The 20,604-nt window shown below is 44.9% G+C and carries 21 protein-coding genes and 4 pseudogenes; 5 read left to right on the top strand and 20 right to left on the bottom strand.

The window, feature by feature from the left end; genetic code table 11:
• The 7 genes and pseudogenes from VTH8203_RS25675 to VTH8203_RS07045 all read right to left on the bottom strand — a co-directional run.
• Positions 1-113 (bottom strand): annotated as a pseudogene (locus tag VTH8203_RS25675) (IS982 family transposase); the annotation flags it as partial.
• A gap of 90 nt (positions 114-203) precedes the next feature.
• Positions 204-341: pseudogene (locus VTH8203_RS07070) on the bottom strand (GTP-binding protein); the annotation flags it as partial.
• Between the two features lie 73 nt (positions 342-414).
• Positions 415-588, bottom strand: a pseudogene (locus VTH8203_RS07065) (dihydroorotase); the annotation flags it as partial.
• 48 nt (positions 589-636) lie between these two features.
• Positions 637-1,095, bottom strand: a complete 459-nt coding sequence (locus VTH8203_RS07060) for a Fur family transcriptional regulator (RefSeq protein WP_096993026.1) — start codon at positions 1,093-1,095, stop codon at positions 637-639.
• Positions 1,096-1,100: 5 nt separating this feature from the next.
• The gene (locus VTH8203_RS07055; protein WP_096993025.1) at positions 1,101-1,769 is read right to left on the bottom strand and encodes a DUF1826 domain-containing protein; all 669 of its coding nucleotides are present in this window, start codon (positions 1,767-1,769) and stop codon (positions 1,101-1,103) included.
• Positions 1,770-1,775: 6 nt separating this feature from the next.
• Positions 1,776-2,585 carry a metal ABC transporter permease gene (locus VTH8203_RS07050; protein WP_006069238.1) on the bottom strand — a complete coding sequence of 270 codons (810 nt, stop codon included), beginning with the start codon at positions 2,583-2,585 and terminating at the stop codon, positions 1,776-1,778.
• The gene (locus VTH8203_RS07045; protein ID WP_096993024.1) at positions 2,575-3,306 is read right to left on the bottom strand and encodes an ATP-binding cassette domain-containing protein; all 732 of its coding nucleotides are present in this window, start codon (positions 3,304-3,306) and stop codon (positions 2,575-2,577) included. The genes VTH8203_RS07050 and VTH8203_RS07045 overlap by 11 nt, the downstream gene beginning before the upstream one ends.
• 145 nt (positions 3,307-3,451) lie before the next feature.
• On the opposite strand from VTH8203_RS07045, the gene VTH8203_RS07040 reads away from it, so the two are divergent.
• Positions 3,452-4,441 carry a zinc ABC transporter substrate-binding protein gene (locus VTH8203_RS07040; RefSeq protein ID WP_096993023.1) on the top strand — a complete coding sequence of 330 codons (990 nt, stop codon included), beginning with the start codon at positions 3,452-3,454 and terminating at the stop codon, positions 4,439-4,441.
• Between the two features lie 69 nt (positions 4,442-4,510).
• On the opposite strand, the gene VTH8203_RS07035 is transcribed toward VTH8203_RS07040, so the two are convergent.
• The 6 genes from VTH8203_RS07035 to VTH8203_RS07010 all read right to left on the bottom strand — a co-directional run bounded on the left by VTH8203_RS07035 (position 4,511) and on the right by VTH8203_RS07010 (position 8,336).
• The gene (locus VTH8203_RS07035) at positions 4,511-5,023 is read right to left on the bottom strand and encodes a GNAT family N-acetyltransferase (protein ID WP_096993032.1); all 513 of its coding nucleotides are present in this window, start codon (positions 5,021-5,023) and stop codon (positions 4,511-4,513) included.
• A 187-nt stretch (positions 5,024-5,210) separates the two neighbouring features.
• The gene (locus VTH8203_RS07030; protein ID WP_158296073.1) at positions 5,211-5,660 is read right to left on the bottom strand and encodes a PTS sugar transporter subunit IIA; all 450 of its coding nucleotides are present in this window, start codon (positions 5,658-5,660) and stop codon (positions 5,211-5,213) included.
• Positions 5,657-6,913, bottom strand: a complete 1,257-nt coding sequence (ulaA, locus tag VTH8203_RS07025) for a PTS ascorbate transporter subunit IIC (RefSeq protein ID WP_096993021.1) — start codon at positions 6,911-6,913, stop codon at positions 5,657-5,659. Before ulaA ends, VTH8203_RS07030 begins: the two co-directional genes overlap by 4 nt.
• A gap of 12 nt (positions 6,914-6,925) precedes the next feature.
• Positions 6,926-7,195 (bottom strand): PTS sugar transporter subunit IIB, encoded by a 270-nt coding sequence (locus tag VTH8203_RS07020; RefSeq protein WP_063603174.1) that lies wholly within the window; start codon positions 7,193-7,195, stop codon positions 6,926-6,928.
• A gap of 286 nt (positions 7,196-7,481) precedes the next feature.
• Positions 7,482-7,967 carry a hypothetical protein gene (locus VTH8203_RS07015; RefSeq protein WP_096993020.1) on the bottom strand — a complete coding sequence of 162 codons (486 nt, stop codon included), beginning with the start codon at positions 7,965-7,967 and terminating at the stop codon, positions 7,482-7,484.
• 105 nt (positions 7,968-8,072) lie between these two features.
• Positions 8,073-8,336 carry a hypothetical protein gene (locus VTH8203_RS07010; protein WP_244181157.1) on the bottom strand — a complete coding sequence of 88 codons (264 nt, stop codon included), beginning with the start codon at positions 8,334-8,336 and terminating at the stop codon, positions 8,073-8,075.
• A gap of 253 nt (positions 8,337-8,589) precedes the next feature.
• Here VTH8203_RS07010 and VTH8203_RS07005 point away from each other — a divergent pair, with 253 nt between their 5' ends.
• Positions 8,590-9,219, top strand: a complete 630-nt coding sequence (locus VTH8203_RS07005) for a 3TM-type holin (protein ID WP_096993019.1) — start codon at positions 8,590-8,592, stop codon at positions 9,217-9,219.
• Positions 9,213-9,677, top strand: coding sequence for an N-acetylmuramoyl-L-alanine amidase (locus VTH8203_RS07000; RefSeq protein WP_096993018.1), 465 nt, complete (start codon positions 9,213-9,215; stop codon positions 9,675-9,677). Before VTH8203_RS07005 ends, VTH8203_RS07000 begins: the two co-directional genes overlap by 7 nt.
• Before the next feature lie 315 nt (positions 9,678-9,992).
• Here the strand turns inward: VTH8203_RS07000 and VTH8203_RS06990 are convergent, their stop codons facing one another.
• The 3 genes from VTH8203_RS06990 to VTH8203_RS06980 all read right to left on the bottom strand — a co-directional run bounded on the left by VTH8203_RS06990 (position 9,993) and on the right by VTH8203_RS06980 (position 14,157).
• The gene (locus VTH8203_RS06990) at positions 9,993-10,733 is read right to left on the bottom strand and encodes a DeoR/GlpR family DNA-binding transcription regulator (RefSeq protein ID WP_096993031.1); all 741 of its coding nucleotides are present in this window, start codon (positions 10,731-10,733) and stop codon (positions 9,993-9,995) included.
• Positions 10,734-10,828: 95 nt separating this feature from the next.
• On the bottom strand, positions 10,829-13,252 hold the full coding sequence (locus VTH8203_RS06985; RefSeq protein WP_096993030.1) for a formate C-acetyltransferase/glycerol dehydratase family glycyl radical enzyme: 2,424 nt from the start codon (positions 13,250-13,252) through the stop codon (positions 10,829-10,831).
• Between the two features lie 5 nt (positions 13,253-13,257).
• Positions 13,258-14,157, bottom strand: coding sequence for a glycyl-radical enzyme activating protein (locus tag VTH8203_RS06980; RefSeq protein ID WP_096993016.1), 900 nt, complete (start codon positions 14,155-14,157; stop codon positions 13,258-13,260).
• Between the two features lie 161 nt (positions 14,158-14,318).
• Between VTH8203_RS06980 and VTH8203_RS06975 the strand changes: the two genes are divergently transcribed.
• Entirely contained in the window at positions 14,319-14,993 is a 675-nt protein-coding gene (locus VTH8203_RS06975) for a fructose-6-phosphate aldolase (RefSeq protein ID WP_096993015.1), read from the top strand.
• 90 nt (positions 14,994-15,083) lie between these two features.
• Here the strand turns inward: VTH8203_RS06975 and VTH8203_RS06970 are convergent, their stop codons facing one another.
• Positions 15,084-15,614 (bottom strand): dihydrofolate reductase family protein, encoded by a 531-nt coding sequence (locus VTH8203_RS06970; protein ID WP_096993014.1) that lies wholly within the window; start codon positions 15,612-15,614, stop codon positions 15,084-15,086.
• 87 nt (positions 15,615-15,701) lie between these two features.
• Between VTH8203_RS06970 and VTH8203_RS25395 the strand changes: the two are divergent.
• Positions 15,702-15,893 (top strand): annotated as a pseudogene (locus VTH8203_RS25395) (TetR family transcriptional regulator); the annotation flags it as partial.
• A gap of 126 nt (positions 15,894-16,019) precedes the next feature.
• On the opposite strand, the gene gbpA reads toward VTH8203_RS25395, so the two are convergent.
• The 3 genes from gbpA to hutH form a co-directional block, all read right to left on the bottom strand.
• A complete protein-coding gene (gene gbpA, locus VTH8203_RS06960) occupies positions 16,020-17,336 on the bottom strand; it encodes an N-acetylglucosamine-binding protein GbpA (protein ID WP_244181155.1) in 1,317 nt (438 codons plus the stop codon).
• A gap of 328 nt (positions 17,337-17,664) precedes the next feature.
• A complete protein-coding gene (trpB, locus tag VTH8203_RS06955) occupies positions 17,665-18,864 on the bottom strand; it encodes a tryptophan synthase subunit beta (protein WP_096993013.1) in 1,200 nt (399 codons plus the stop codon).
• A 204-nt stretch (positions 18,865-19,068) separates the two neighbouring features.
• Positions 19,069-20,601, bottom strand: coding sequence for a histidine ammonia-lyase (gene hutH, locus VTH8203_RS06950; RefSeq protein ID WP_096993012.1), 1,533 nt, complete (start codon positions 20,599-20,601; stop codon positions 19,069-19,071).
• Positions 20,602-20,604 lie beyond the last annotated feature (3 nt).

Raw genomic sequence — 20,604 nt, 5'->3', positions numbered from 1 at the left:
CCTTTGCGATTACGCTTCCGTACGCCGCTCTCAAGCTGAAGTTTTTGCCACTGGGGTAGAAAAGCCTGACAAAAGTCATCGACATGGCAAAATAAGTCCACTAATTTGTGCATAGCTGGTTCCTTGTGATAAGTCTCTCTTGGTCGAAAGATCTGATCGCAGAACCAGCTTTTAGTTCCCTTCTTTTTTTATCCCGAGTTCAGGTTAACTAGAATTGCCCAACGCTCATTGTTTGGCTTGTTCTTCATAAGATTAACAATCGCTGTGGTTTTGCCGACGCCCAGAAAACCAGTAATGATATTGGTGGGAACCGCTTTAATGGGCGGGTTTTTAGGGTTCATTGGCAATTCTCCGGTAACCTTGATGCATTTGATCGAGTAAGTTGAGTAGGGCGTGTTGAACCAAAGGCAGTTCTGCCACCACCGATCGAGATTCACTTGCAATCGTTCCTTTATGGGTAAGGCCCGGTTCGCGAAAGTGGACTTGATCATCAATCATCTCGATTCGCTTACCAACAATTCTAATATCCGTCTCAATGATGCTTCCTTCATTGACTAAGCGCGCGTTCTTGATAAGCGTGGCAGACATGGGAATTAGGGACTCCTTTGGGTGAAATAGGCTGTTAAATGGTGGTGATTAGTCGTTTCTCGCACATTCGTCGCACACGCCGCTGATCTCAAATTGTGGACTTAACACGGTAAAGCCTTGCTTTTGGGCGTGTAACTGGAGGCCGGATACCACATTAGGATCAATGATTTGTTCACTGATCTTGTTGCATTGAGAACAGATAAGGAACTGAGGAACGCCGTGCTCATGTTCGCAAAGAATGTGAGAGCAAAAGATGTATTTGTTAGAAACACTGAGCTTATGAGCAAAGTGCTCGCTCTCGAGAAACTCCAAAATGCGATAGACCGACATAGCTTGAATATTCTGGTCAAAATGCGTCTTACAATAATCAACTAAGTCATAGGCGGATAATGCTTTATCAGCATGGACTAACGCTTTTAGGATCAATTTACGTTTAGATGTCAGTTGTTTACCGCGAGTCTTACAGCGCTTTTCGGCATGCTCAATGATGTTGTTAATGTCACCCATAATCGCTATACCATGTCTAATGTGAGTAATAGCCTTCGTTCATTTGGTAGAACCTCAGGTGAGCGATGCACCAGCCCCAACGCTTCGTTACCTTCCCATCCACTGCCTTTTAACAATGCAACGTCACCAGAAGACAGCTGATTGATACTAGCCTCATTAGGATAAATACCAGACAGATGATCGGGCTTACCATGACTTCCTGCACCGAGTTTACGGCGGTCAACGTCGTTATTACTTAGCCATTGGGTCGCACTGCCAAGATAAGTCGTCACGAGTCGACAGGGGACATGATCGACATGAAATTTAGGACACATGGGTTTATCTAAACGAGTCAGACGCAAGCCCGCCTCCTTTAAATCGAATAGACAACAGAACATATCAACGATAAGCGCAATGTCTTCGCCTAAAGCCTCTGCGCAATCATGACTAGCCAGCTTCTCCTTTACCCAATGTGCTGTGTTGCTGGGTGTGACAGTTTGCACTAGCGCTAAAGATGTCTGCTCTTGAAGCAGCAACGCTATACTTTGTGTCATTTTTGTTGAGAGTGAGCGATGCCAAACCGCGATGTTGTGTTCTGGCTGATAAATTCCCGTCAGAGCGCTGGGTTGTAGGCTCAGTGGCAGTGGAGGGGACATTCCCAGATCTGTGGCTGTATTGGTTAAGTAGTTATGCATAAGTGCTTAGCCTCCATTCTCTTGACGTTTGACGGTAACTTTCCAAACCAAGCTTGAAACAAGAAATAGCCCAGCGGCGACACAAACGATCGTTGGGCCGGTAGGCGTATCCATTAGATAAGAAGTGCGCAGACCTACAATGCTGGAACTGCTGCCAATAACCGCCGCCAATACGACCATGATTTCGGGGGTGCGGCTAAATGGGCGGGCGGTGGCAGCAGGAATGATCAGCATGGCAACAATCAGCAACACACCCACCACTTTAATGGCGACTGCAACGACGACAGCAAGTGCGATTGTGAGAATCAGTTGCTCCCTTTTGGGAGAATAGCCACTTGCTAGCGCGAGATCTTTGTTTAAGGTGGAGAGCAGTAACCCAGACCAACGAAAGCCAATCAGTCCAACAACCAGCAACGTACCCAGCCAAATCACCAATAAATCGGTTTTGCTTACCGCCAGAATATCGCCGAATAAATAGGCCATCAGATCAAGACGAATCCCGGATAAAAATGAGACAGCAACCAGACCGATTGCTAATGCCGAATGAGCCATGACGCCGAGTAAGGTATCCATGGCGTAACCTCTGCCGCTGAAGGTGGAGACGGTTATGGCCATCAGAAGTGCAATAAACAGCACACCTGGAAAAATAGGCAGCGAAAATGCCAGTGACAACGCAACGCCCAGCATAGAGGCATGAGCGGTAGCATCACCAAAATAGGCCATGCGACGCCAGACGATAAAACAGCCCAATGGCGCGGCGGCTAATGTAACGCCAATTCCTGCTAAGGCCGCTCGCCATAGAAAATCATCCAACATTGAGTCTTCCTTCTTGGAGAGCGATTGGGGAAGAGTGGTGTCGATAGACACCTAGCACGTCTTCATCATCCAAACTGAATAGTGCTTTGTACTCTGGTGACGCACTGACCTTCTCTGGAACACCTTCGCAGCATACATGTCCGTTTAAACAGATCACTCGATCTGTTCTTCGCATAACAACATGAAGATCGTGACTCACCATGATGACAGCACATCCTGTTTGTTTGCGGATCGCGTCGATTTGCTGGTAGAAATCGACAGTACCTCGCTGGTCTAGTCCTTGAGTGGCCTCGTCGAGTAACAGTAGGGACGGTTGCTCCAGAAGTGCTCGAGCCAGCAGGACGCGTTGTAATTGCCCGCCTGATAGCGACCGAAGTTGCTGTATTTCTAAGTTAGCAACCCCAGCTTGCTCCAAGGCTTGTTTTATCCTTGATTTGGAATGACGCAGAGGAAGCGTTAGAAAGCGATATACCGTCATCGGTAGGGTTTCATCAATATGTAAACGCTGGGGCACGTAGCCGATCTTCAAACTCTCACTGCGCTCGATGTGACCGCTAATTGGGGAGATTGCGCCTATCAAGGTCTTCAATAGTGTGGATTTACCTGACCCGTTGGGGCCGACAATCGTGACTATTTCCCCCTGACTCACCGAGATATTTATGTTGTCCAATATTAAATGGCTGCCAAATTTAACTGACAACCCGTGGGATGAAATCAACATTCACCTTCTCTCAACTTATTAAGTAACGACGCTTAGCACACTTGCACAGAGCGAAAAGATGCTTGCAAGACGTCTGGAATAAAAGTTATGTTATAACATAGCAAATGTGGTTTCCAACCTATATCTTAAAAACAGGGAGAACAAAATGTTTAGAAAAGCCCTATCAGGCATGGTGGTTAGTCTGGTTGCAGCTTCAAATGCTTACGCTCAGGTGCCCAATGTGGCAGTGGATATTGCCCCATTGCATTCGTTAGTGTCTCAGGTGATGGATGGCGTTGGTGAGCCTGACTTATTGATTCGTCCAGAGTCATCACCACATGAATACCATTTGCGTCCATCAGAGGCTAAAGCTCTCTCAGAAGCGAACGTTGTATTTTGGGTTGGCGAGGGGTTGACCCCTTGGCTCGAAAAACCACTATCCAGCTTAGCGGGATCAGCAAAGAAAGTTGAGATGATGGAAGTGGATGGTACAACCTTGTATGACTTCCGTGAGGGGGCCACATTTGAGGCGCATGAACACCATGGAGATGAGGCTCATCATGATGAACATGATCATGAACATCACGATGCTGACCACCATGATAAACACCAAGAAGAGCATCATGGGCACCATCATGAAGGCCATGACCCACATGTATGGTTAGATCCTCAAAATGCCGAAGTTTGGGTTAAAGCCATCGCCAAAACACTCTCTGAAGCTGATAGTGAGCATGCATCGATTTATCAACAGAACGCAAAAGCGACGATTTCTCGCTTACAACAACTGACTTCTGAGATAAAACAGCAAACCCAAAATCTGGGCGGTATTAAATTCATTGTTTTCCACGATGCCTATCAGTATTTCGAACAACGATTTGGCGTGCTAGCGTCAGGAGCAATATCGGTATCGGACGCATCGAAGCCAAGCCCTGCGCGTATTACTCAAATTCGCAACACGGTGAAAGAACTTGGGGTAACTTGTGTGTTCACAGAGCCTCAGTTTAATCCGCAACTGGTGAACTCAGTGTTTGAAAACTCGACGGTCACTACCATCGGTGTGATGGATCCTATTGGTGCTAACATCGAAGTGGGTAAAGACCAATACAATCAACTGTTGCTGGCGATGTTAGGCAGCCTGAAACAGTGCCAACAATAAACTTACAGTCATGAATAACCTCTCTGCGATGTGATGGGCAGAGAGGTTTATTGGCTGGTTAGACGCGAATTATTCCGTTTCAAAAAACGCTTTGTGATAGCTGACTTCGCCCTTAGGGATCGTATAGTCAAACCCTTTCACTAGAAAGTACTCCGCCGGGACGTCTGCCAACGTTAGGCTTGGGTGAGATTCGAACCCAAAACGACCGTAATAACTTGGCTCTCCAAGTAACACAATGCCTTGATAACCAAGTTGTTTGAGTTGAGCTTCTCCTTCTCGAATCAGCGCTCCGCCTATGCCTTTACCTTGATGCTCTGGAACAACAGAGACAGGACCCAACCCGACCCAAGTTGAATCTTCACCGTTTATTAGAATTGGTGAAAATGCAATATGACCAATAATCTCGTTGTCGGCTTCGCATACGAGAGAGAGGGTCAGGGCGTTGTCACGACGAAGTCTGTCGACAATAAGATGCTCCGTCGGTTTTGCACCCGGCTCGTGATGTGGGTGATTCTCAAATGCTTGGTACGTTATTGCGTGGATCGGTTTGCTGTCTTGGTGAGTTTCTGGTCTTATTTTCATGAGGTTACCTGTTATTTCAAAGGATCTTGTATGCATCATTGCATCAACATCCTCCATGAGATGCGCATACTGTAAAGTATAAAGTTATAGACAGGTCAAGGTTTGTTTACGGTTTTTGAATATTGGATTTTTGGTATAAAAAAGCCCTCGCTAGACGAGGGCTTAATCTACTTATTCATGATCAAAGCTAGTATTTGTTGAGAATTTCAGCAATAGCTGCTTCATTATCCGCAGCGATGATGGCGTCAACGTCTTCATCGTTTTGGAAGAGCTCTGCTAAGGCCATGATGGTTTGGATGTGGCTATCAGAGTCCATTGCTGCCAATGTGACCGAGAAATAAACATCGCCGTTATCTTCGGACTCTAAGTTCACACCATTTTTAAAGATGGTGATTTGCAGAGCTTGCTCATTGACGCCGTCTTCTGGACGAGCATGAGGCATGGCAATTTTAGGAGCAAGAACATAGTAAGCACCAATTTCTTTGTGCTTAGCCTTAATGGCAGCTAAATAACTTGGCTCGACTTTACCTTGCTCAATCAGTTTCGAACAGGTGATGTCTAGCGCGGCATCCACGCTTAAATTTGTTTCGTGAGAGATAACGATACCGTTATCTCCAATTAGCTTCATGATGCTCATGATACAATCCAACCTAGAATCAGACCTACTACACCGAAGTCGAAGTCAGCAAATGTTGTTGCCTCAAGACCTAAGCCTCCTAGCACTGGTAGCAGTAGCATTGGTAGGAATGAGATACATAAACCTTGAGTGAACGCGCCCAGTACTGCACCGCGAAGACCGCCTGTTGCGTTACCATAAACACCAGATGCACCACCTACGAAGAAGTGAGGAACAACACCTGCTACGATAATGGTCCAATCAAACATGCCTTGGATGCCCATAGCGACAAGACCAGCTGTGAAAGATGAAAGGAAACCAATCAATACAGCGTTAGGTGCTACAGGGAATACCATAGGGCAGTCTAGCGCTGGCTTAGCACCAGGTACAAGCTTGTCTGAGATACCTTTAAATGCCGGTACAATTTCAGCAATCAACATCTTAACACCTTGCAGTACGATGTAGACGCCACCTGCGAAAGTTAGAGATTGCATGAAGGTGAAGACCACCCAGTTTTGACCACCAGAAACACCCTCTACAAACTCACCGCCTGCAAAGATAGATGCAATCATAAAGAACACCGCCATGGTCGTTGCAACGGCAACGGGCGTATCACGTAGGAACATTAGGCTCTTTGGAACGTTAATGTGTTCAGTTGATTTTTCTGGGTTACCAAATTTGCTACCGATAAAGCCAGCAACAATGTAAGACAGTGTTGAGAAGTGACCCATCGCCAGTTGATCGGTACCCATGACTTTCACAGTATATTTCTGAGCAAGTGCTGGCATAATTACCATGAGCGAACCAACGATAATTGACCCCATTGCAACTAGAGCCGCACCAGTAATTCCTGCTGTCGACAGAATAACTGCCACAAGCATAGACATAAACATGGTATGGTGGCCAGTCAAGAAAATATATTTTAGCGGAGTGAAACGAGCCAAAATAATATTAACAATAAAAGCGAAGAACATAATTAATGCCATCTCATAACCGAATGCCTCTTGTGCTAGAGCAACAATTGCTTCGTTATTTGGGATAACACCACTTACGCCAAAAGCTTCTGTAAATACAGTGGAGAAATTATTTAATGCGCCTACTAAAGCACCAGCACCAAACCCTAAAATTAGGAAACCCATTACGGTTTTAATAGTGCCTTTTAAAATGGTTGAAATATCAGCTTTTTGAGCAATAAGGCCAATGAATGCTATTAAACCAACCATGATTGCGGGCTCTTTTAATAAGCCAAGCATAAATTCGAAAAAGTTAGCCATGGTATTTATTCCTTAGATGAATTTTTTTAGTTGCTCTTCAATTGAAGCTTTATCAAAAATATTCGCTAGGCTAACAATATTCTCTTTACCGGCGTCTGCTAATTGCGTTGCAACATCAGTAGCCGCTACCCAAATATCAGCATTACTTGATGCTGCTGATGATAGATCCTCATGATCAACTTCTGCATCAAGACCAATTTTCTTAGCTACTTCCTTAACTGCCATTTCCATCATTAATGAAGTACCAAGACCGTTTCCGCACACAACCATTATTTTTTTCATATCGTCATTCTCTGTAGAGTTATTGAGAAGGAGGCCGTTCACCTCTCTATTGGATTGAATGCATCATAACGAAAATATCGAACGGATCTATGGATCTGAGTCACAAAATCAAGTTGACCTTATGATCTGAGTCACAATATCAACCAAGTGGTAGTGATTAAAAGATAATCGATAATACTTAAGGGGTAGTGATGAAAGAGTATGTTTATTTGCTTATAGAGGACGATCGGAAATAATGTGATCTAGAAATATGAACTGACTTTCACTTGGTTAATAAGAGTAGGGTCTACTTACCATAATCAGTAAGCATTTTCTTAAGGAGTTTATTGACGTCTTTAGTCTTCTTATTTCTTTTTGTGAGAGCACTTAATGAAGTTGGTAGTTGTGGTTCATCTGAATCCTCAATAGATTCATCATTTTTATCTCGTAGTTTTTGTACCGCGGGTAAAAGCATTCGTACTTCATCACCAACGGAATTTTCTAATACGACAATGTTATCTGATTCGACTTGAATAATAGTCAATAAACCATGGTTGGGTGATTGAATAGTTTCACCAACCATTGATGATTGAACCGGAACAGAACGATCGGTAAGTTGACCACTGCGAAGTTTAGCCGCAGTTATCGACCGTATATTACCGGTATTTTCGAACGCAACAATGACGGTATGTGTATTGTAGTATTCAACAACCGTAACATAGCCATGCTTTTTAGTTTCAAATCTCGCACCTATTTGCATATCTAATGGCGCGTCCATTTTTTTTATTAACATTTAGTTTCCAGTGTACAAACTTTTTAATTTTACTTTGCTAAGTATACACTCAAGATTATTCAATATAAATATTTGTATAAGCCTGGTGGCGATATTACTTCATGGTCAAGGCGAACATAATGGATTGACGGCAACCTTTATATGTCGTTTGAGATCCTTTCGCGATCCTCGGCAGATTGCTTTTCTTTCAAGGCGTTGGCAGCGTAGCGAACCGCAAAAACACAGAAGCATCATGATAAAAGGAATAGATGCCAAGGAGACTTCTAACCACGGAAAGTCAGTAAAGTACTTGGAAAGCAACAAGTGGGAGATGATGTTCAGTAATGCAATCATGATTGCCACCACGAGCAGTTTCGTTTCTTTATTCATTCGAGGGTCCTGCTGAAAGGTTAGTGTTTTAGGTTGCAATGGTTTCAAGCATTAGATGGGTATTGTGCCATATAGGAGGAGAGGTTTGTTGTGTTCATGATCTCGTATTCTCATATGGCAATACTCTCATTTCACTATCTCTCGTGAATACAGTCGAAAAACCTCAGACTTTACGCGACACGCTTGTTCAAGTTGTCATTATTGTTTTACTACCCAAGGTTTTGATGTGTAAAGGAATAAGGAGAACGTGAACATGTGGAATCAGATCTGGGGATTTGTGACTGGTAATGCAGCTTCGATAGTTGAGCAGGTAGAATCTGCCGTAGATGATTACTTCTATACGGATGAAGAAAAGAGCAGAGACAGCGTCTCAGCACAGAACAATCGCACAAAGTTTAAAGCACAAATGGCGGCGATTACTTCACAGTTAGCACAAAATGAACAGCGCTTTAAAGTTCAACTAGAACAGCTTATCGCAGAGCGCGAAAAACAAATCCATGACACCTACCAACGAGAAATCAGCGCCTCGAAAGATGTCATCATCGCTGAGCTTCACCAATCCGATCTTTACACTAAGCGAGCAAGGCCAACGGTGATTTATGCAGGGCTCCTGTTTGTGTTACTAGAACTGCTTGGATTGAGAGTAGCGTTACTTTCGCATCTTGAAGCGAGCTCGGCCGTCATTGAGAGCTCTACCACTATTTTATCGGCATTTCTTTATATGTGGGGAGCTGTCGCAGGGGCCTATGCACTAGGTAGAAGCGCTGAGAAGCGCGGAATATCAAATTCAGTGACCCGATTGGTAACTGGAACGAGTCGTCCACAACATGAGGCGGTGACTAAAACCCTCGAACAGAGAGTAAAGGAGCAAATTACATGGTAACCATAGTATTGCATTGCTCCGATTCTCACTTTGGTAACGCTGCGCTAATTGCAAAATGGCATCTGGCGAGAGGCTGGCAAGGGATTGGATATCATTACGTGATTTTGAATGGCTGGCTGAGTGCCAAATCTTATCATCCCTGCTATAACGGTCACATCGAAACGGGACGAGCATTGAATAACGATTCTTTGGTCTCTCCGTTTGAAAGAGGTGCTCATGTGAAAGGGCATAACGCTCATTCTGTTGGGATATGTCTGATTGGTCGTTCTGGTGTGTTTACCGATGAACAGTTGAACGCAGCGTTGTCGGTTGTCTATCATCTGGAGAGGCAGTTTGGTGAGGTAAGACTTGTTCAACACAGCGAACTCGATGGAAACAAACCAGACTGTGCGGGTCTTAATATGGCACGTTTCCAAGCCAATCTGCGCTGTTACAAACGGTTAACTGAGGGGCGTTAAATGAATATCCAGTGACTAACACCTAAAGTGGACGAACAGCGATGCGCGATACTGTTTCACCACGTTGCAGTTGCTCCATCGCTATGTCTAAAATGAGGTTGTATCTTAGTCGACGAATTGAGTTAAGCTTATGACTTAACGACGGTTTTCTCAGGTTTGACCTTCCCATCGAGGACTTTTTGGTTCACGCCGTAATAGCGAACGGTAAAAGAGAAGTCTTGGCCGTTGGTGTCAATGTTGTTGATTGCCTCTTGCCCGCCATTTATTACACAAAAGCATATCAGTATTAATACTATTGCCTTTGAACTAATATCGCTAGCCGATAATGACCTCAACCTGTTTAGACTGTAAATGTGTGACGACATCCTTTGGCACAGCATCATCAGTCAGTAAGATGGATATCTCACTGGTGTCGCCAATCGATGACGGAAAGATCTGCCCAAATTTCCTGGAGTCGGTCAAAACAATATTGCGGCGTTTCTTCTGGATGATGGTGTCGGCAATGTCTGCGCGCATCATATCGCGGCTGGTAAATCCGGTATCAATATCAAAGCCATCAATACCTAAAAACGCAGTACTAAAATGAATATTCTCAATGCACAGTTTGGTTAGTGGTCCAACTAAACTTTCACCTTGATGTTGGTAAACACCGCCCAGCAAAATGATGTTGGCTGAGGTATGACGAACGAGATGCGCGATGTAGGCAGAAGGAGTGATGATGGTGACATCACCTCTTTCTGCTAGTGTACGAGCAAGTAACGCATTGGCACTGCCGCCTTCGATAAGCACCGTTTCATTAGCGGCAACAAGATCAGCAGCCTTGTTGGCAAGCTGCTGTTTTATATCGAAATGCACTTCAAGACGAGAGTCGATATCATCACTTTGTAAGGAAACGGCTGCACCATGAACCCGTTTTAAGTAGCCGTTTTGCTCTAGATAATTGAGGTCTTGACGAATAGTTACACCGGAAACACCTGTCAGCTCAGATAGATCGGTGACTTGCACTCGTGTTCTGTCGTTCACTAAGGTTAATATTTCAGACTGTCTGGAATTCATTGAGGCCCTGGGTGTTTGCATACATCAATTAAGAAGAGGGCCAGTATAGCCCTCTTTCGTTTCAATTTCATTTGAAAGTCGTTATTTGAAACTTGTTATAAATCGTGTTCGGTACGAGCGATGATGTCATCCTGCGCGTCTGGAGACAATGCAGTAAAGAACGCCGAGTATCCTGCAACGCGAACCACGAGATCGCGATACTGTTCAGGATTGCGTTTGGCTGCCAATAAGGTCTCTCTCGATACGATATTGTATTGAACGTGCCACCCCTTATGATGATTGAAGAAAGTTCTAATCAACATGGATAGCTTCAGTTTGTCGCTGTCCGACTGCACAGCAGCAGGAGAGAGTTTCTGATTCAACAACACGCCTCCAAGAATCTGATTTGCTTGGATTTTGGCCACTGAGTTGTACACAGCCGTTGGTCCCAAACGATCTGAGCCAGACGAAGGGCTTGCTCCTTCAGCAAGTGGAGTTGACGCTTTTCTGCCATCAGGCGTTGCCATTGTCGAGGCTCCGAATGGCACGTTAGCAGAGATACTAGAGGTCCCCGCATAGTACCCACCGCCAATCGGGCCTCGTCCATGTCGGGTATTAACGAATTGTTTAAGTTCATCAATGTAAACTTGATACGCTTGCGCTAGTAGATGGTCAACAGCGTCATCGTCGTTGCCATATTTAGGCGCAAAGTTAATCAGCTGGTGGCGCAACTGTTCTTGTTGTGAACCTTCAAAGTTCTCCGCCAGCGCTTTCGCCAATTCCGGCTGGCTGATCTGCTTTTCATAGAACACCAGATGCTTGATGGCTGCCAAGCTGTTACCTAAGTTTGCAATACCCACTTGTAATCCGGATATCCAATCATACTTCGCACCGCCTTCCTTGACGGTTTTGCCACTTGGTAAGCAGTTATCAACCAACGATGAGCAAAAGATATCGTGCGCCTGTTGCTCCAGCACAGAGTCGACAACGGTATCAATTTCAATCGACTTTCTGGTGTAGTAGCGGACTTGATCTGCCCAGCTGTGCATCACTTCATCCATACTAGCGAAATTGTTTTTCTCTAGTGATTTACTGTGAGGTAAGAAGCACTCTCCAGACGTGGCATCGATACCTTCATTTAACGCGGCCAATAGGATTCGAGCAAAGTTAATAAAGCTCATACCGGTGCAGCGATAACCCCACTTACCGGGAACCGCGGTTTCAATGCAACCAATCGACGTATAGTTGTAGGCATCTTCTCGCTCGACCCCTAGTTTTATAAACTCAGGAATAACGATTTCATCGTTGTTAAACGCTGGCATACCAAAGCCACACTTAATGACGTCGATACAACCCATTAAGAACTCATGATTCAGGCCTTCGTGATAGCGAACACTCAAGTTAGGTTGCGTGGAGCGGAGTTGGCCACATGACTCAAGAATTGCCCAAGAAAGTGGGTTGACCGCATCCATTGGCACTCCTTTCTCATCAAGCTTTTGACCGCCAATACAGACGTTTTGATAAAGTGGAGAACCAGCCGAGGCTTTGGAATGAGCCCCTGAGCGTATTTTGTTGACTTCCAACAGCTTTAACCAACAGCTTTGTAGTAGCTCTGTGGCGAAGCTAGGCTGTAAGGAGCCATTGTTGATATCGGTGATGTAGAAATCATTAAGATATTGGTCCATACGACCAAATGATACCGAGTGACCGTTTGATTCGATTTGCAGCATCAGTTGCACAAAGTAGCAGAGCTGTAATGCTTGCCAGAAGTTGCAAGGTGGATGATAAGCAATGTGTTCACAGTTTGCGGCAATGGTTTCAAGCTCTAGTTTGCGTTGAGTATCCGACTCCTGTTGCGCCATGTTCAATGCCAACTCCGAGAAACGCAAAATGTGTTGCTGAATCGCACGTAACACAATACCGACCGACTTATAAAACTGCTCTTTCTTAAGTCCTTCATAAGTGGACATATCGTTATTTAAACGATGATCGTCCACCTCGGTAATGAGCCCATCTAAACCAATGGCGAGGATCTTTTCGTTATCGACCGCCAAGTGAGCGTCACCGGATGTCATATTACCTTCGGCTTTGATAATGGTCGTTGCCAAGATGGCTTGCTGCTCATCGGTGAATAGACCATAGCAACGATCCTGTACCGTTTTACCTCGCCAATATGGGGTAAGGGCGTGGATAACGTCTTTGTCTTGCTCGGTGACAGCAAAGCCTGCTCCTGGTCGGTCAGCAAGCTCATCAATCTCTGCTTCAATCCAACGTACGGTGTACTCAGGGAAGATGGGCGCCGCGCGCAGTTTGCTGGCTTGGTTACCCACAATTAGCTCATTATTATCGATCCAAATTGTACGTGTCGCTAAATGTTCTTCCAGTGCTAGTGCTCGTTGGACGATAACAGGCTTGTCTTCATTCTGCTGGTAGACTTTGGTGTATGCTTGCGCACGCTCGGTACAAATAGGTGGCGTAATAATATTAACCAGAGCTTTCTTATGTCCTTGAATACGCTTAGGTAAGTAATTGAGTTCCATAGTCATTAGCCTCTTACAATCACGTTGATACGTGGATACTGCTTGGCGTACTGTTGCGCGTATTCAAGCAGGTCAGGGTTGTTGAGTGGTTTGTCGGAGCATAAATAGGGCATATCCAACAAACGGTATTTATTGATGCCTAGTGTGTGATAGGGCAGCAGGTGTAGTTCAGTACAGCTTTCGATATCAGCTGCAAAATCAATAATGTCTTTGAGCTCTTCGGGGGAGTCATTAAAGTCTGGGACCACTGGGACACGAATGATGATTCGTTTTGCAATAGGCGCTAGTTTGTGGAAGTTGCTCTTAATACGTTTCAGTGAACCCTGTGCCCAGTCTAAGAATTTCCTTTCGTTGGTGTGTTTAAGATCGGTTAGCCAGCAATCAATATAGGGCGCTGCTTGTTCAATGTTTTTCCACGGTACATGCATACACGTTTCTACAGCTGTATTTACACCTTCTGCTTGGAGCTGCTTTGCTAAGGACGTCACTAGATCCGACTGCATCAATGGTTCGCCACCAGAGAAAGTCACCCCGCCACTACTTTGATCATAAAACGGCTTATCCTTCATTAAGGTATCGAACAGCATTTTTTGTTGAGCCTCTTCACCACACACAGTCAACGCTTGCGTCGGGCACACGTTTCGCAATGCAATGATTTGTGAATCATCAAGGGTATCTCTATGTATCTTGATGCCTTCTGGTGTAGCTTCAATTGAAGGGCAAGTGTCCGAGCAGCGATGACAGTCATTCAAGCAGCTGCGCTGATCAAATAGCAAAGAGTGTTTAGCACTGCGACTTTCTGGGTTCTGACACCAGGGGCAGGCCAAGCTGCATCCTTTGAGAAATAATAGACTGCGAATGCCGTCGCCATCATGAGTAGAGAATCTTTGGATATTAAAATACATGTATCATCCAATCTTTCATTTAAAGAAATTAATGCTTTCATTAAATGAAAACATAACTCTTCATATGAAGATTGTCTTGATCAAAATCAAGATCAGACTAATTGGCAAGATCTATATTGTTGGTAACTTGATAATGTTCAAATAAAGGTTTGAGAATAGAAATGATTGAACTCTACTTAGATACAGCGGATATCACCGAAACTGCACGTTTTCATCATTGTTTTCCATTAACTGGAATTACAACGAATCCAACTATCCTTGCTAACTCAGGTGTTGGGTTGAAAGCGACCCTCACTTATATGTCGAATTTGTTAGGAAAAGATGCTCGCTTCTTTGCCCAAGTAGTCAGTAAAGAAGCAGAGAGCATGCTCAATGAAGCAAAAAAACTGAACGAGCTTCCTTACGATATGGTGGTAAAAGTTCCCACAACTGAAGAAGGGTTAGCAGCTATTAAGTTAATGAAACAAGGAGGGATTCAAGTGCTTGCTACGGCGATCTATACCGCACAGCAAGGATTTATGGCCGCTTTGTGTGGTGCTGATTACCTTGCACCTTACGTTAACCGTATTGATGCTATGAACGGAGATGGTGTCGCAGTGGTTCGCGATCTTCAACTGTTGATCGAAAAGCATGGGCTTTCAACAAAAATCCTTGCTGCGAGCTTCAAGAATGTACAGCAAGCGATGGATGTGATGAAGTTAGGCATTGGTGGTATCACTTTACCTGTTGATGTGGCGATGCAAATGTTCTCGCATCCAGCTATTGAACCAGCTGTGGCACAGTTTGATAAAGATTGGGCAGATGCGTTTGGAGATAAGCTTTCATTTGAAAGCTAGAAACTGAAGCGTTGCATTTTGAATGCACTTATTGTTGCTAGAGTTACTATTGAGGTGCTAGACAAGCCATCTAGCACCTTTGGCTAAAGGTTATGCTCTTACATATCGGTTTTTAACAATACAATCAAGGTAACGCTCTGCTGATACATGTTTGAACTTCAAGGGCTTATCGAGTTCACCGAACAATGAAACACCGCCACCAAGAAGGGTTGGAATGGTGGTGATTATCATCTCATCAATCAGATCTTCTGCTAAGAAACTCTGAATCGTTTTACCGCCATCAATGTAGAGGTTGTTGTAACCTTTCGAGTTTAGTTCGCTCACAATGTCACTAAGTTTCCCTTTGACTAAAAAGACTCTGTCTTCATAGCCTTTAGGTACTTCAGTCAGCGTATTGCTTAACACAAATACTGGCTTGGAATAAGGCCACTCGACACCAAAACCCAGTACGATCTCTAGGGTGTTTCTACCCATGACAAGTCCATCAATGCTGTCCATAAACTCAGCAAAACCAAAGTCTGAACCTTCAGGGTTTGGCACATCATGTAGCCAATCTAGATCATTGTTTTTGTCTGCGATATAGCCATCTAAACTGGTTCCGATATATACAATATTTGCCATTGTAGAGACTCCGATATTTGCTATTAAAGGCTGCTTTGTTATAATTCTACAGTGTAGAAATTAACATTAGTCTAGCTAGGATCGTTTATGACTGTCAAGGCCAAAAAAAGGGGGCGTCCAACTAAATGTGATGTCACGCTGAGCAAAGAAGTAATAGTGGAAAACGCAAAGCGCTTGATGCAAATGGATGGAAAGATCCCAAGTATCAGAAGGCTAGCGACTGAGCTGAATATAGATGCAATGGCTATCTACTATTACTTCAAAAACAAGGATGAGTTGCTAGAAGCTGTAGCAGTATCTTTGGTTGAGGGGATATATCTGCCGGAGGAAGGACGAGAATGGCAACAGGAGTTACAGCAACTTGGTTGGAGTTACCTTGAGCTATTGGGACAATATCCGGGTTTACTAGAAACACTGTTCAAGATGAAAACAGCCGGACCCGCTAATGTATTTATCAGTCGGTTCAATCAAGTTATTGAGGAATACCAACATAAAGTCCTGCGTCGTTTGGTCGACAAGATTGCCTTTATCGTCTCTTACGCGTGTCACTAACATATGGTGGCCAGCTTCAGATTTAGAGAGCGTTAGGGTTACATTCTGGCTTTCACCATCCGCTAAGCTAAGTTCCTGACTCGCTAAAGATTCTTGTGCGTGGTTGTAAACATTCATGCTTACGTCCACGCTACCTGTAGCTGCGACGTTCAGTGCAAGTTCAATTGGTGTTTCACCGATTTGATACTCTGGATCCAGTCCCGTTACGTCTGCACCGATTGAAGGTGGAGGTGTCACAATATCATAGCCAATTTCAACGCGATCTAAGCCGCTATTATCTGCCACATACACGGTGTTGCTGCCATAAACTGGTGAGATATTGCCGTTACTATCTTGCTGTCCAGCTTTGATATCAGTGTGTTCATGATTGATTTGTGTCGCGAGAGCGTGAGACCACTGATTTGCCTGTCCTTGTTGCTCTGAAGTAATGGTAATACTGGTAGAAAGGTTTGGTAGCTCACCGTTAGAATCAAAGACGCGAGTGAAAACGGAGTCGCCAACCTTCAAATCCATCGTTGGATTTATTGTACCTGCTTGAGACCAGCCTGGGATGCCAGGATTATTACCATTAAACTGTACGTCAATAACATTATAGAAAGCAGCGGCAGTATCACCCACATCCCACACCGCTAGTACGATTTGATAGCCTTCCCGTTCAGGGACATTACACTGGTGGCTCATTAATTTTGGTGGCTTCTGCATATTGCCTTCTACCACACAAAATGGATTCAGATCGAACGAATCTCTCGTCAAGGCTTGGTTCGGATTCCAGTTCGGCTTTGTAATGTAATACTTCCAATCTTTAGTGACGTGATTGGCTGTAAATGTCCATTCAAAAGTCTGCATACCTGATTGAATAGGGCGCTTTACCCAACGGTCAGACGTCTGCTCGTTGAGAGGAGAAAACTGCGTTAGGCCTGCACTCGCGATTTGGCCGTCAGGAGGGCCAGCTTGAGGAAAGCCCTCTGGACCTTCAACACTTTGGGGTTCCCACTGGACGGAGCCACAATTTACGTTCTTTTCTCCAGTGTCAGCTGGATACTTACATAACGTTGAACGAGCTTCTGCAACACCGCCTTCAACCGCTGAAACGTATCCGTGGCTGTATGCTAACGGGCTAGCAACTAAACCAAGTGCCGCCATTGAAAGCAAGACTCTTGTCTGTTTCATACCAATACCTTCTCTTAATCAGTTTCTAATGCGTATTAACACGCAAGTGGAAGTCTTTATTCTTATGGTCACTCGCATCCGGCAAGTGATGGAAAGTAATTTAGAGTGGAAAAATAAGTGTGGCGAATGGTTTGCCTCATTTATGGAATCAAACTCAATAAATCGGCGAGGTTGGCATTAAAATGACATATTCTAGATGATTATTCTGAAATACTGGTATAACATTGGTTTTAATGTTGGTTTTATCAATGAGTGAGAATGTTAATTCTGCCCGATAAGCGACTTAATCAGGCAGAATTATTTAAGGTATGTTGTGGTCTTTTACGGCCTACAGCAGCGATTCAATACCGAAGTCTTGCCCATAATGCTCAACAACAAAATCGATATCTTTGTCGCCTCTGCCAGATAAGTTGAGAAGAATAGACCCCTTTTCTCCCTCTTTTGCCAATTTCAGCGCGTAAGCAACGGCGTGAGCCGACTCAATGGCTGGAATAATGCCTTCCAAACGAGATAGCTCGAAAAAAGCATCAATGGCTTCTTTATCATTAATATGGCCGTAATTCACTCGGCCAGTATCTTTGAGGTAGGCGTGTTGAGGCCCTACTGATGGATAGTCGAGACCACTTGCCACCGAGTATACTTCTTGAGGCTCGCCTTCTCCGTCTTTTAGCATGTATGATTTGAACCCGTGCATAACGCCAGGCTCACCAAGTGTTAGCGTCGCAGCATGTTCACCTTGGGTGTGCAAATCGCGCCCTGATGGTTCGACCCCGTGGATTTGAACCTCTTCATCACCCAAAAACACGCTAAACAGACCCATTGCATTAGAGCCTCCACCAACATATGCCACGAGATTATTCGGCAGTTGACCTGTCATTTCTTGGAACTGAACCCGGGCTTCGTTACCGATAATCGATTGGAAGTCTCGTACCATTGCAGGGAATGGGTGAGGGCCGACAACCGAGCCAATGGCGTATAACTGAGTATGCGGGTCCGCTAAGTAGGCTTCAAATGCAGCATCTACCGCTTCCTTCAACGTTTTTCTGCCGTGAGTAGCAGGAATCACATTCGCCCCTAGAATTCGCATTCTCACCACGTTTGGGTGTTCTTTGGCGATATCGACTTCACCCATATAGATATCACACTTTAGGCCCACCAAAGCCGCTGCGGTGGCGAGCGCAACACCATGTTGTCCAGCACCGGTTTCAGCGATGAGCTTCTTCTTACCGAGTTTTTTGGCAAGCAGGGCTTCCCCCAGGCAATGGTTAATTTTATGTGCGCCTGTATGGTTTAAATCTTCCCGTTTGAGATAAAGAGGTGCGCCGTATTTTTCTGAAAGATTTTGGGCGTGGAAGATTGGGCTAGGGCGGCCTACAAAGTGTTTATATAGGCGTGCAAGCTCGGCTTTGAATTCTGGATCTTGGCGGCATGAGTCGTAAGCTGCGCTGATTTCATCCATGATTTCTTGCAGCTGAGGTGGGATAAAACTGCCACCGTATTCACCAAAATAACCGTCAGCATTGGGCATAGGGTGGTTAAACGTATTTTCCTTGTGTTGTGCCTCGTTGTTCTTTTATTAAGCACATTTGTTATAACGCGATTTGATGCATATACGCATAGGCTCGTTTTAAACTTGTGACTGCCAACATATGGTCCAGCTATTTATTTGGTAAATGTTTGAGTACAACAAAAAGAGCCAGCGAAATGCTGGCTCTTTGATAAACTCATAGAATCAGAGGCTTGGGAGTATATTCTCAGGCATTAGCGCGTTATGAAGTGCAAGCTTTATTATCTCATTTGCCTTAGCGATATCCGGGGCAAAGTAGCGGTCCTTATCGTAGAACGGCACCGATTCACGCAGAATTTGTTTACCGTGCTCTACTCTTGGTGAGGATTTCAGTGGCGCTCTGAAGTCCAATCCTTGAGCTGCTGCCAAATATTCCACTGCCAAGATACCGCGTGTATTTTCTGACATATCTTTTAAGCGACGAGCTGCAAAGGTTGCCATAGAAACGTGATCTTCTTGGTTAGCCGAAGTTGGCAAGCTATCAACTGAGGCTGGGTGAGCAAGGGTTTTATTTTCACTTGCTAACGCTGCTGAAGTTACTTGCGCAATCATAAAGCCTGAGTTAACACCGCCGTTGTCGACGAGGAAAGGCGGTAACTTACTCAGGGCACTATCAATGAGCAATGCCATTCGGCGCTCTGAAAGACTGCCAATTTCTGCGATCGCTAGCGCTAAGCCATCTGCCGCCATTGCGACAGATTCAGCATGGAAGTTACCGCCGGAAATAATATCGCCGTCATCAGCAAACACTAATGGGTTGTCAGAAACTGAGTTGGCTTCCACTTGAAGTGATTCTGCGGCGTTACGAATTTGTTGTAGACATGCCCCCATCACCTGAGGTTGACAACGCAGCGAATACGGGTCTTGTACCTTCTCGCATGCTTGGTGAGAATCACCCACTTCACTACTGCCTTCCAATAGGTGGCGATAGGCTAGAGCTGCATCCATTTGTGCGCGATGTCCCCTTACTCGATGAATGCGCGGGTCAAATGGACGGCGACTACCCAGTGCGGCTTCGACCGACATTGCGCCACATAGCGTTGCTGATGCAAACAGATCTTCCGCTAAGAACAGACCTTCTAAAGCAAACGCGGTCGAGGCTTGCGTGCCGTTTAGTAGTGCTAGCCCTTCTTTTGGTGCTAGCGTGATTGGTTCAAGCCCAGCAATTTGCAAAGCCTCTAGACCACTAATGATTTTCCCGTTATGTCTTGCTTCACCTTCACCGAGTAAGATTGTGCTCATGTGAGCCAGTGGAGCCAAGTCACCTGATGCGCCCACAGAGCCTTTTTGTGGAACGCATGGGTAAACTCGGGAGTTAACCAGTTCAATCAAGGCTTGAATTACTTTAAGTCGAATACCTGAATAGCCGCGTGCAAGACTGTTAATCTTTAGCACCATCATCAGACGAACGGTTTCATCACTCATTAGCTCACCAATACCGGCGGCGTGTGACAATACGATACTCTTTTGCAGGATCTCGAGATCTTCTGGCTCAATGCGTGTATTAGCTAACAATCCAAAGCCAGTATTGATGCCGTAGACCGTACGATCTTCGGCGATAACTTGCTCGACAATTCGAGTGCTGGCATCAATGTCTTCAACCGCTGAAGGATGCAAAGATAAGCTCACAGGAGAACGGCTGAGTTGGCGTAGTTGCGCTAACGTTAGCTGACCTGGCTCAAGAACTAATTTCAACATGGT

The organism is Vibrio thalassae (assembly GCF_900089835.1).
GTDB classification, from domain to species: Bacteria; Pseudomonadota; Gammaproteobacteria; order Enterobacterales; family Vibrionaceae; genus Vibrio; species Vibrio thalassae.
The sequence above is the reverse complement of the archived record's forward strand: the minus strand, read 5'-3'. Positions and strand labels throughout refer to the sequence as shown.

What these genes read in the sequence shown, in the direction of transcription:
- VTH8203_RS07040 (WP_096993023.1), top strand. Translation starts at nt 3,452, where the DNA reads ATGTTTAGAAAAGCCCTATCAGGCATGGTGGTTAGTCTGGTTGCAGCT.
- VTH8203_RS07030 (WP_158296073.1), bottom strand. Translation starts at nt 5,660, where the DNA reads ATGAGCATCATGAAGCTAATTGGAGATAACGGTATCGTTATCTCTCAC.
- VTH8203_RS07045 (WP_096993024.1), bottom strand. Translation starts at nt 3,306, where the DNA reads ATGTTGATTTCATCCCACGGGTTGTCAGTTAAATTTGGCAGCCATTTA.
- VTH8203_RS06970 (WP_096993014.1), bottom strand. Translation starts at nt 15,614, where the DNA reads ATGGCAAATATTGTATATATCGGAACCAGTTTAGATGGCTATATCGCA.
- VTH8203_RS06980 (WP_096993016.1), bottom strand. Translation starts at nt 14,157, where the DNA reads ATGTATTTTAATATCCAAAGATTCTCTACTCATGATGGCGACGGCATT.
- ulaA (WP_096993021.1), bottom strand. Translation starts at nt 6,913, where the DNA reads ATGGCTAACTTTTTCGAATTTATGCTTGGCTTATTAAAAGAGCCCGCA.
- VTH8203_RS07060 (WP_096993026.1), bottom strand. Translation starts at nt 1,095, where the DNA reads ATGGGTGACATTAACAACATCATTGAGCATGCCGAAAAGCGCTGTAAG.
- VTH8203_RS07020 (WP_063603174.1), bottom strand. Translation starts at nt 7,195, where the DNA reads ATGAAAAAAATAATGGTTGTGTGCGGAAACGGTCTTGGTACTTCATTA.
- VTH8203_RS06975 (WP_096993015.1), top strand. Translation starts at nt 14,319, where the DNA reads ATGATTGAACTCTACTTAGATACAGCGGATATCACCGAAACTGCACGT.
- gbpA (WP_244181155.1), bottom strand. Translation starts at nt 17,336, where the DNA reads ATGAAACAGACAAGAGTCTTGCTTTCAATGGCGGCACTTGGTTTAGTT.
- trpB (WP_096993013.1), bottom strand. Translation starts at nt 18,864, where the DNA reads ATGCCCAATGCTGACGGTTATTTTGGTGAATACGGTGGCAGTTTTATC.
- VTH8203_RS07035 (WP_096993032.1), bottom strand. Translation starts at nt 5,023, where the DNA reads ATGAAAATAAGACCAGAAACTCACCAAGACAGCAAACCGATCCACGCA.
- VTH8203_RS07010 (WP_244181157.1), bottom strand. Translation starts at nt 8,336, where the DNA reads ATGAATAAAGAAACGAAACTGCTCGTGGTGGCAATCATGATTGCATTA.
- VTH8203_RS07055 (WP_096993025.1), bottom strand. Translation starts at nt 1,769, where the DNA reads ATGCATAACTACTTAACCAATACAGCCACAGATCTGGGAATGTCCCCT.
- VTH8203_RS07015 (WP_096993020.1), bottom strand. Translation starts at nt 7,967, where the DNA reads ATGTTAATAAAAAAAATGGACGCGCCATTAGATATGCAAATAGGTGCG.
- VTH8203_RS07005 (WP_096993019.1), top strand. Translation starts at nt 8,590, where the DNA reads ATGTGGAATCAGATCTGGGGATTTGTGACTGGTAATGCAGCTTCGATA.
- VTH8203_RS07000 (WP_096993018.1), top strand. Translation starts at nt 9,213, where the DNA reads ATGGTAACCATAGTATTGCATTGCTCCGATTCTCACTTTGGTAACGCT.
- VTH8203_RS06985 (WP_096993030.1), bottom strand. Translation starts at nt 13,252, where the DNA reads ATGGAACTCAATTACTTACCTAAGCGTATTCAAGGACATAAGAAAGCT.
- VTH8203_RS06990 (WP_096993031.1), bottom strand. Translation starts at nt 10,733, where the DNA reads ATGAATTCCAGACAGTCTGAAATATTAACCTTAGTGAACGACAGAACA.
- hutH (WP_096993012.1), bottom strand. Translation starts at nt 20,601, where the DNA reads ATGTTGAAATTAGTTCTTGAGCCAGGTCAGCTAACGTTAGCGCAACTA.
- VTH8203_RS07050 (WP_006069238.1), bottom strand. Translation starts at nt 2,585, where the DNA reads ATGTTGGATGATTTTCTATGGCGAGCGGCCTTAGCAGGAATTGGCGTT.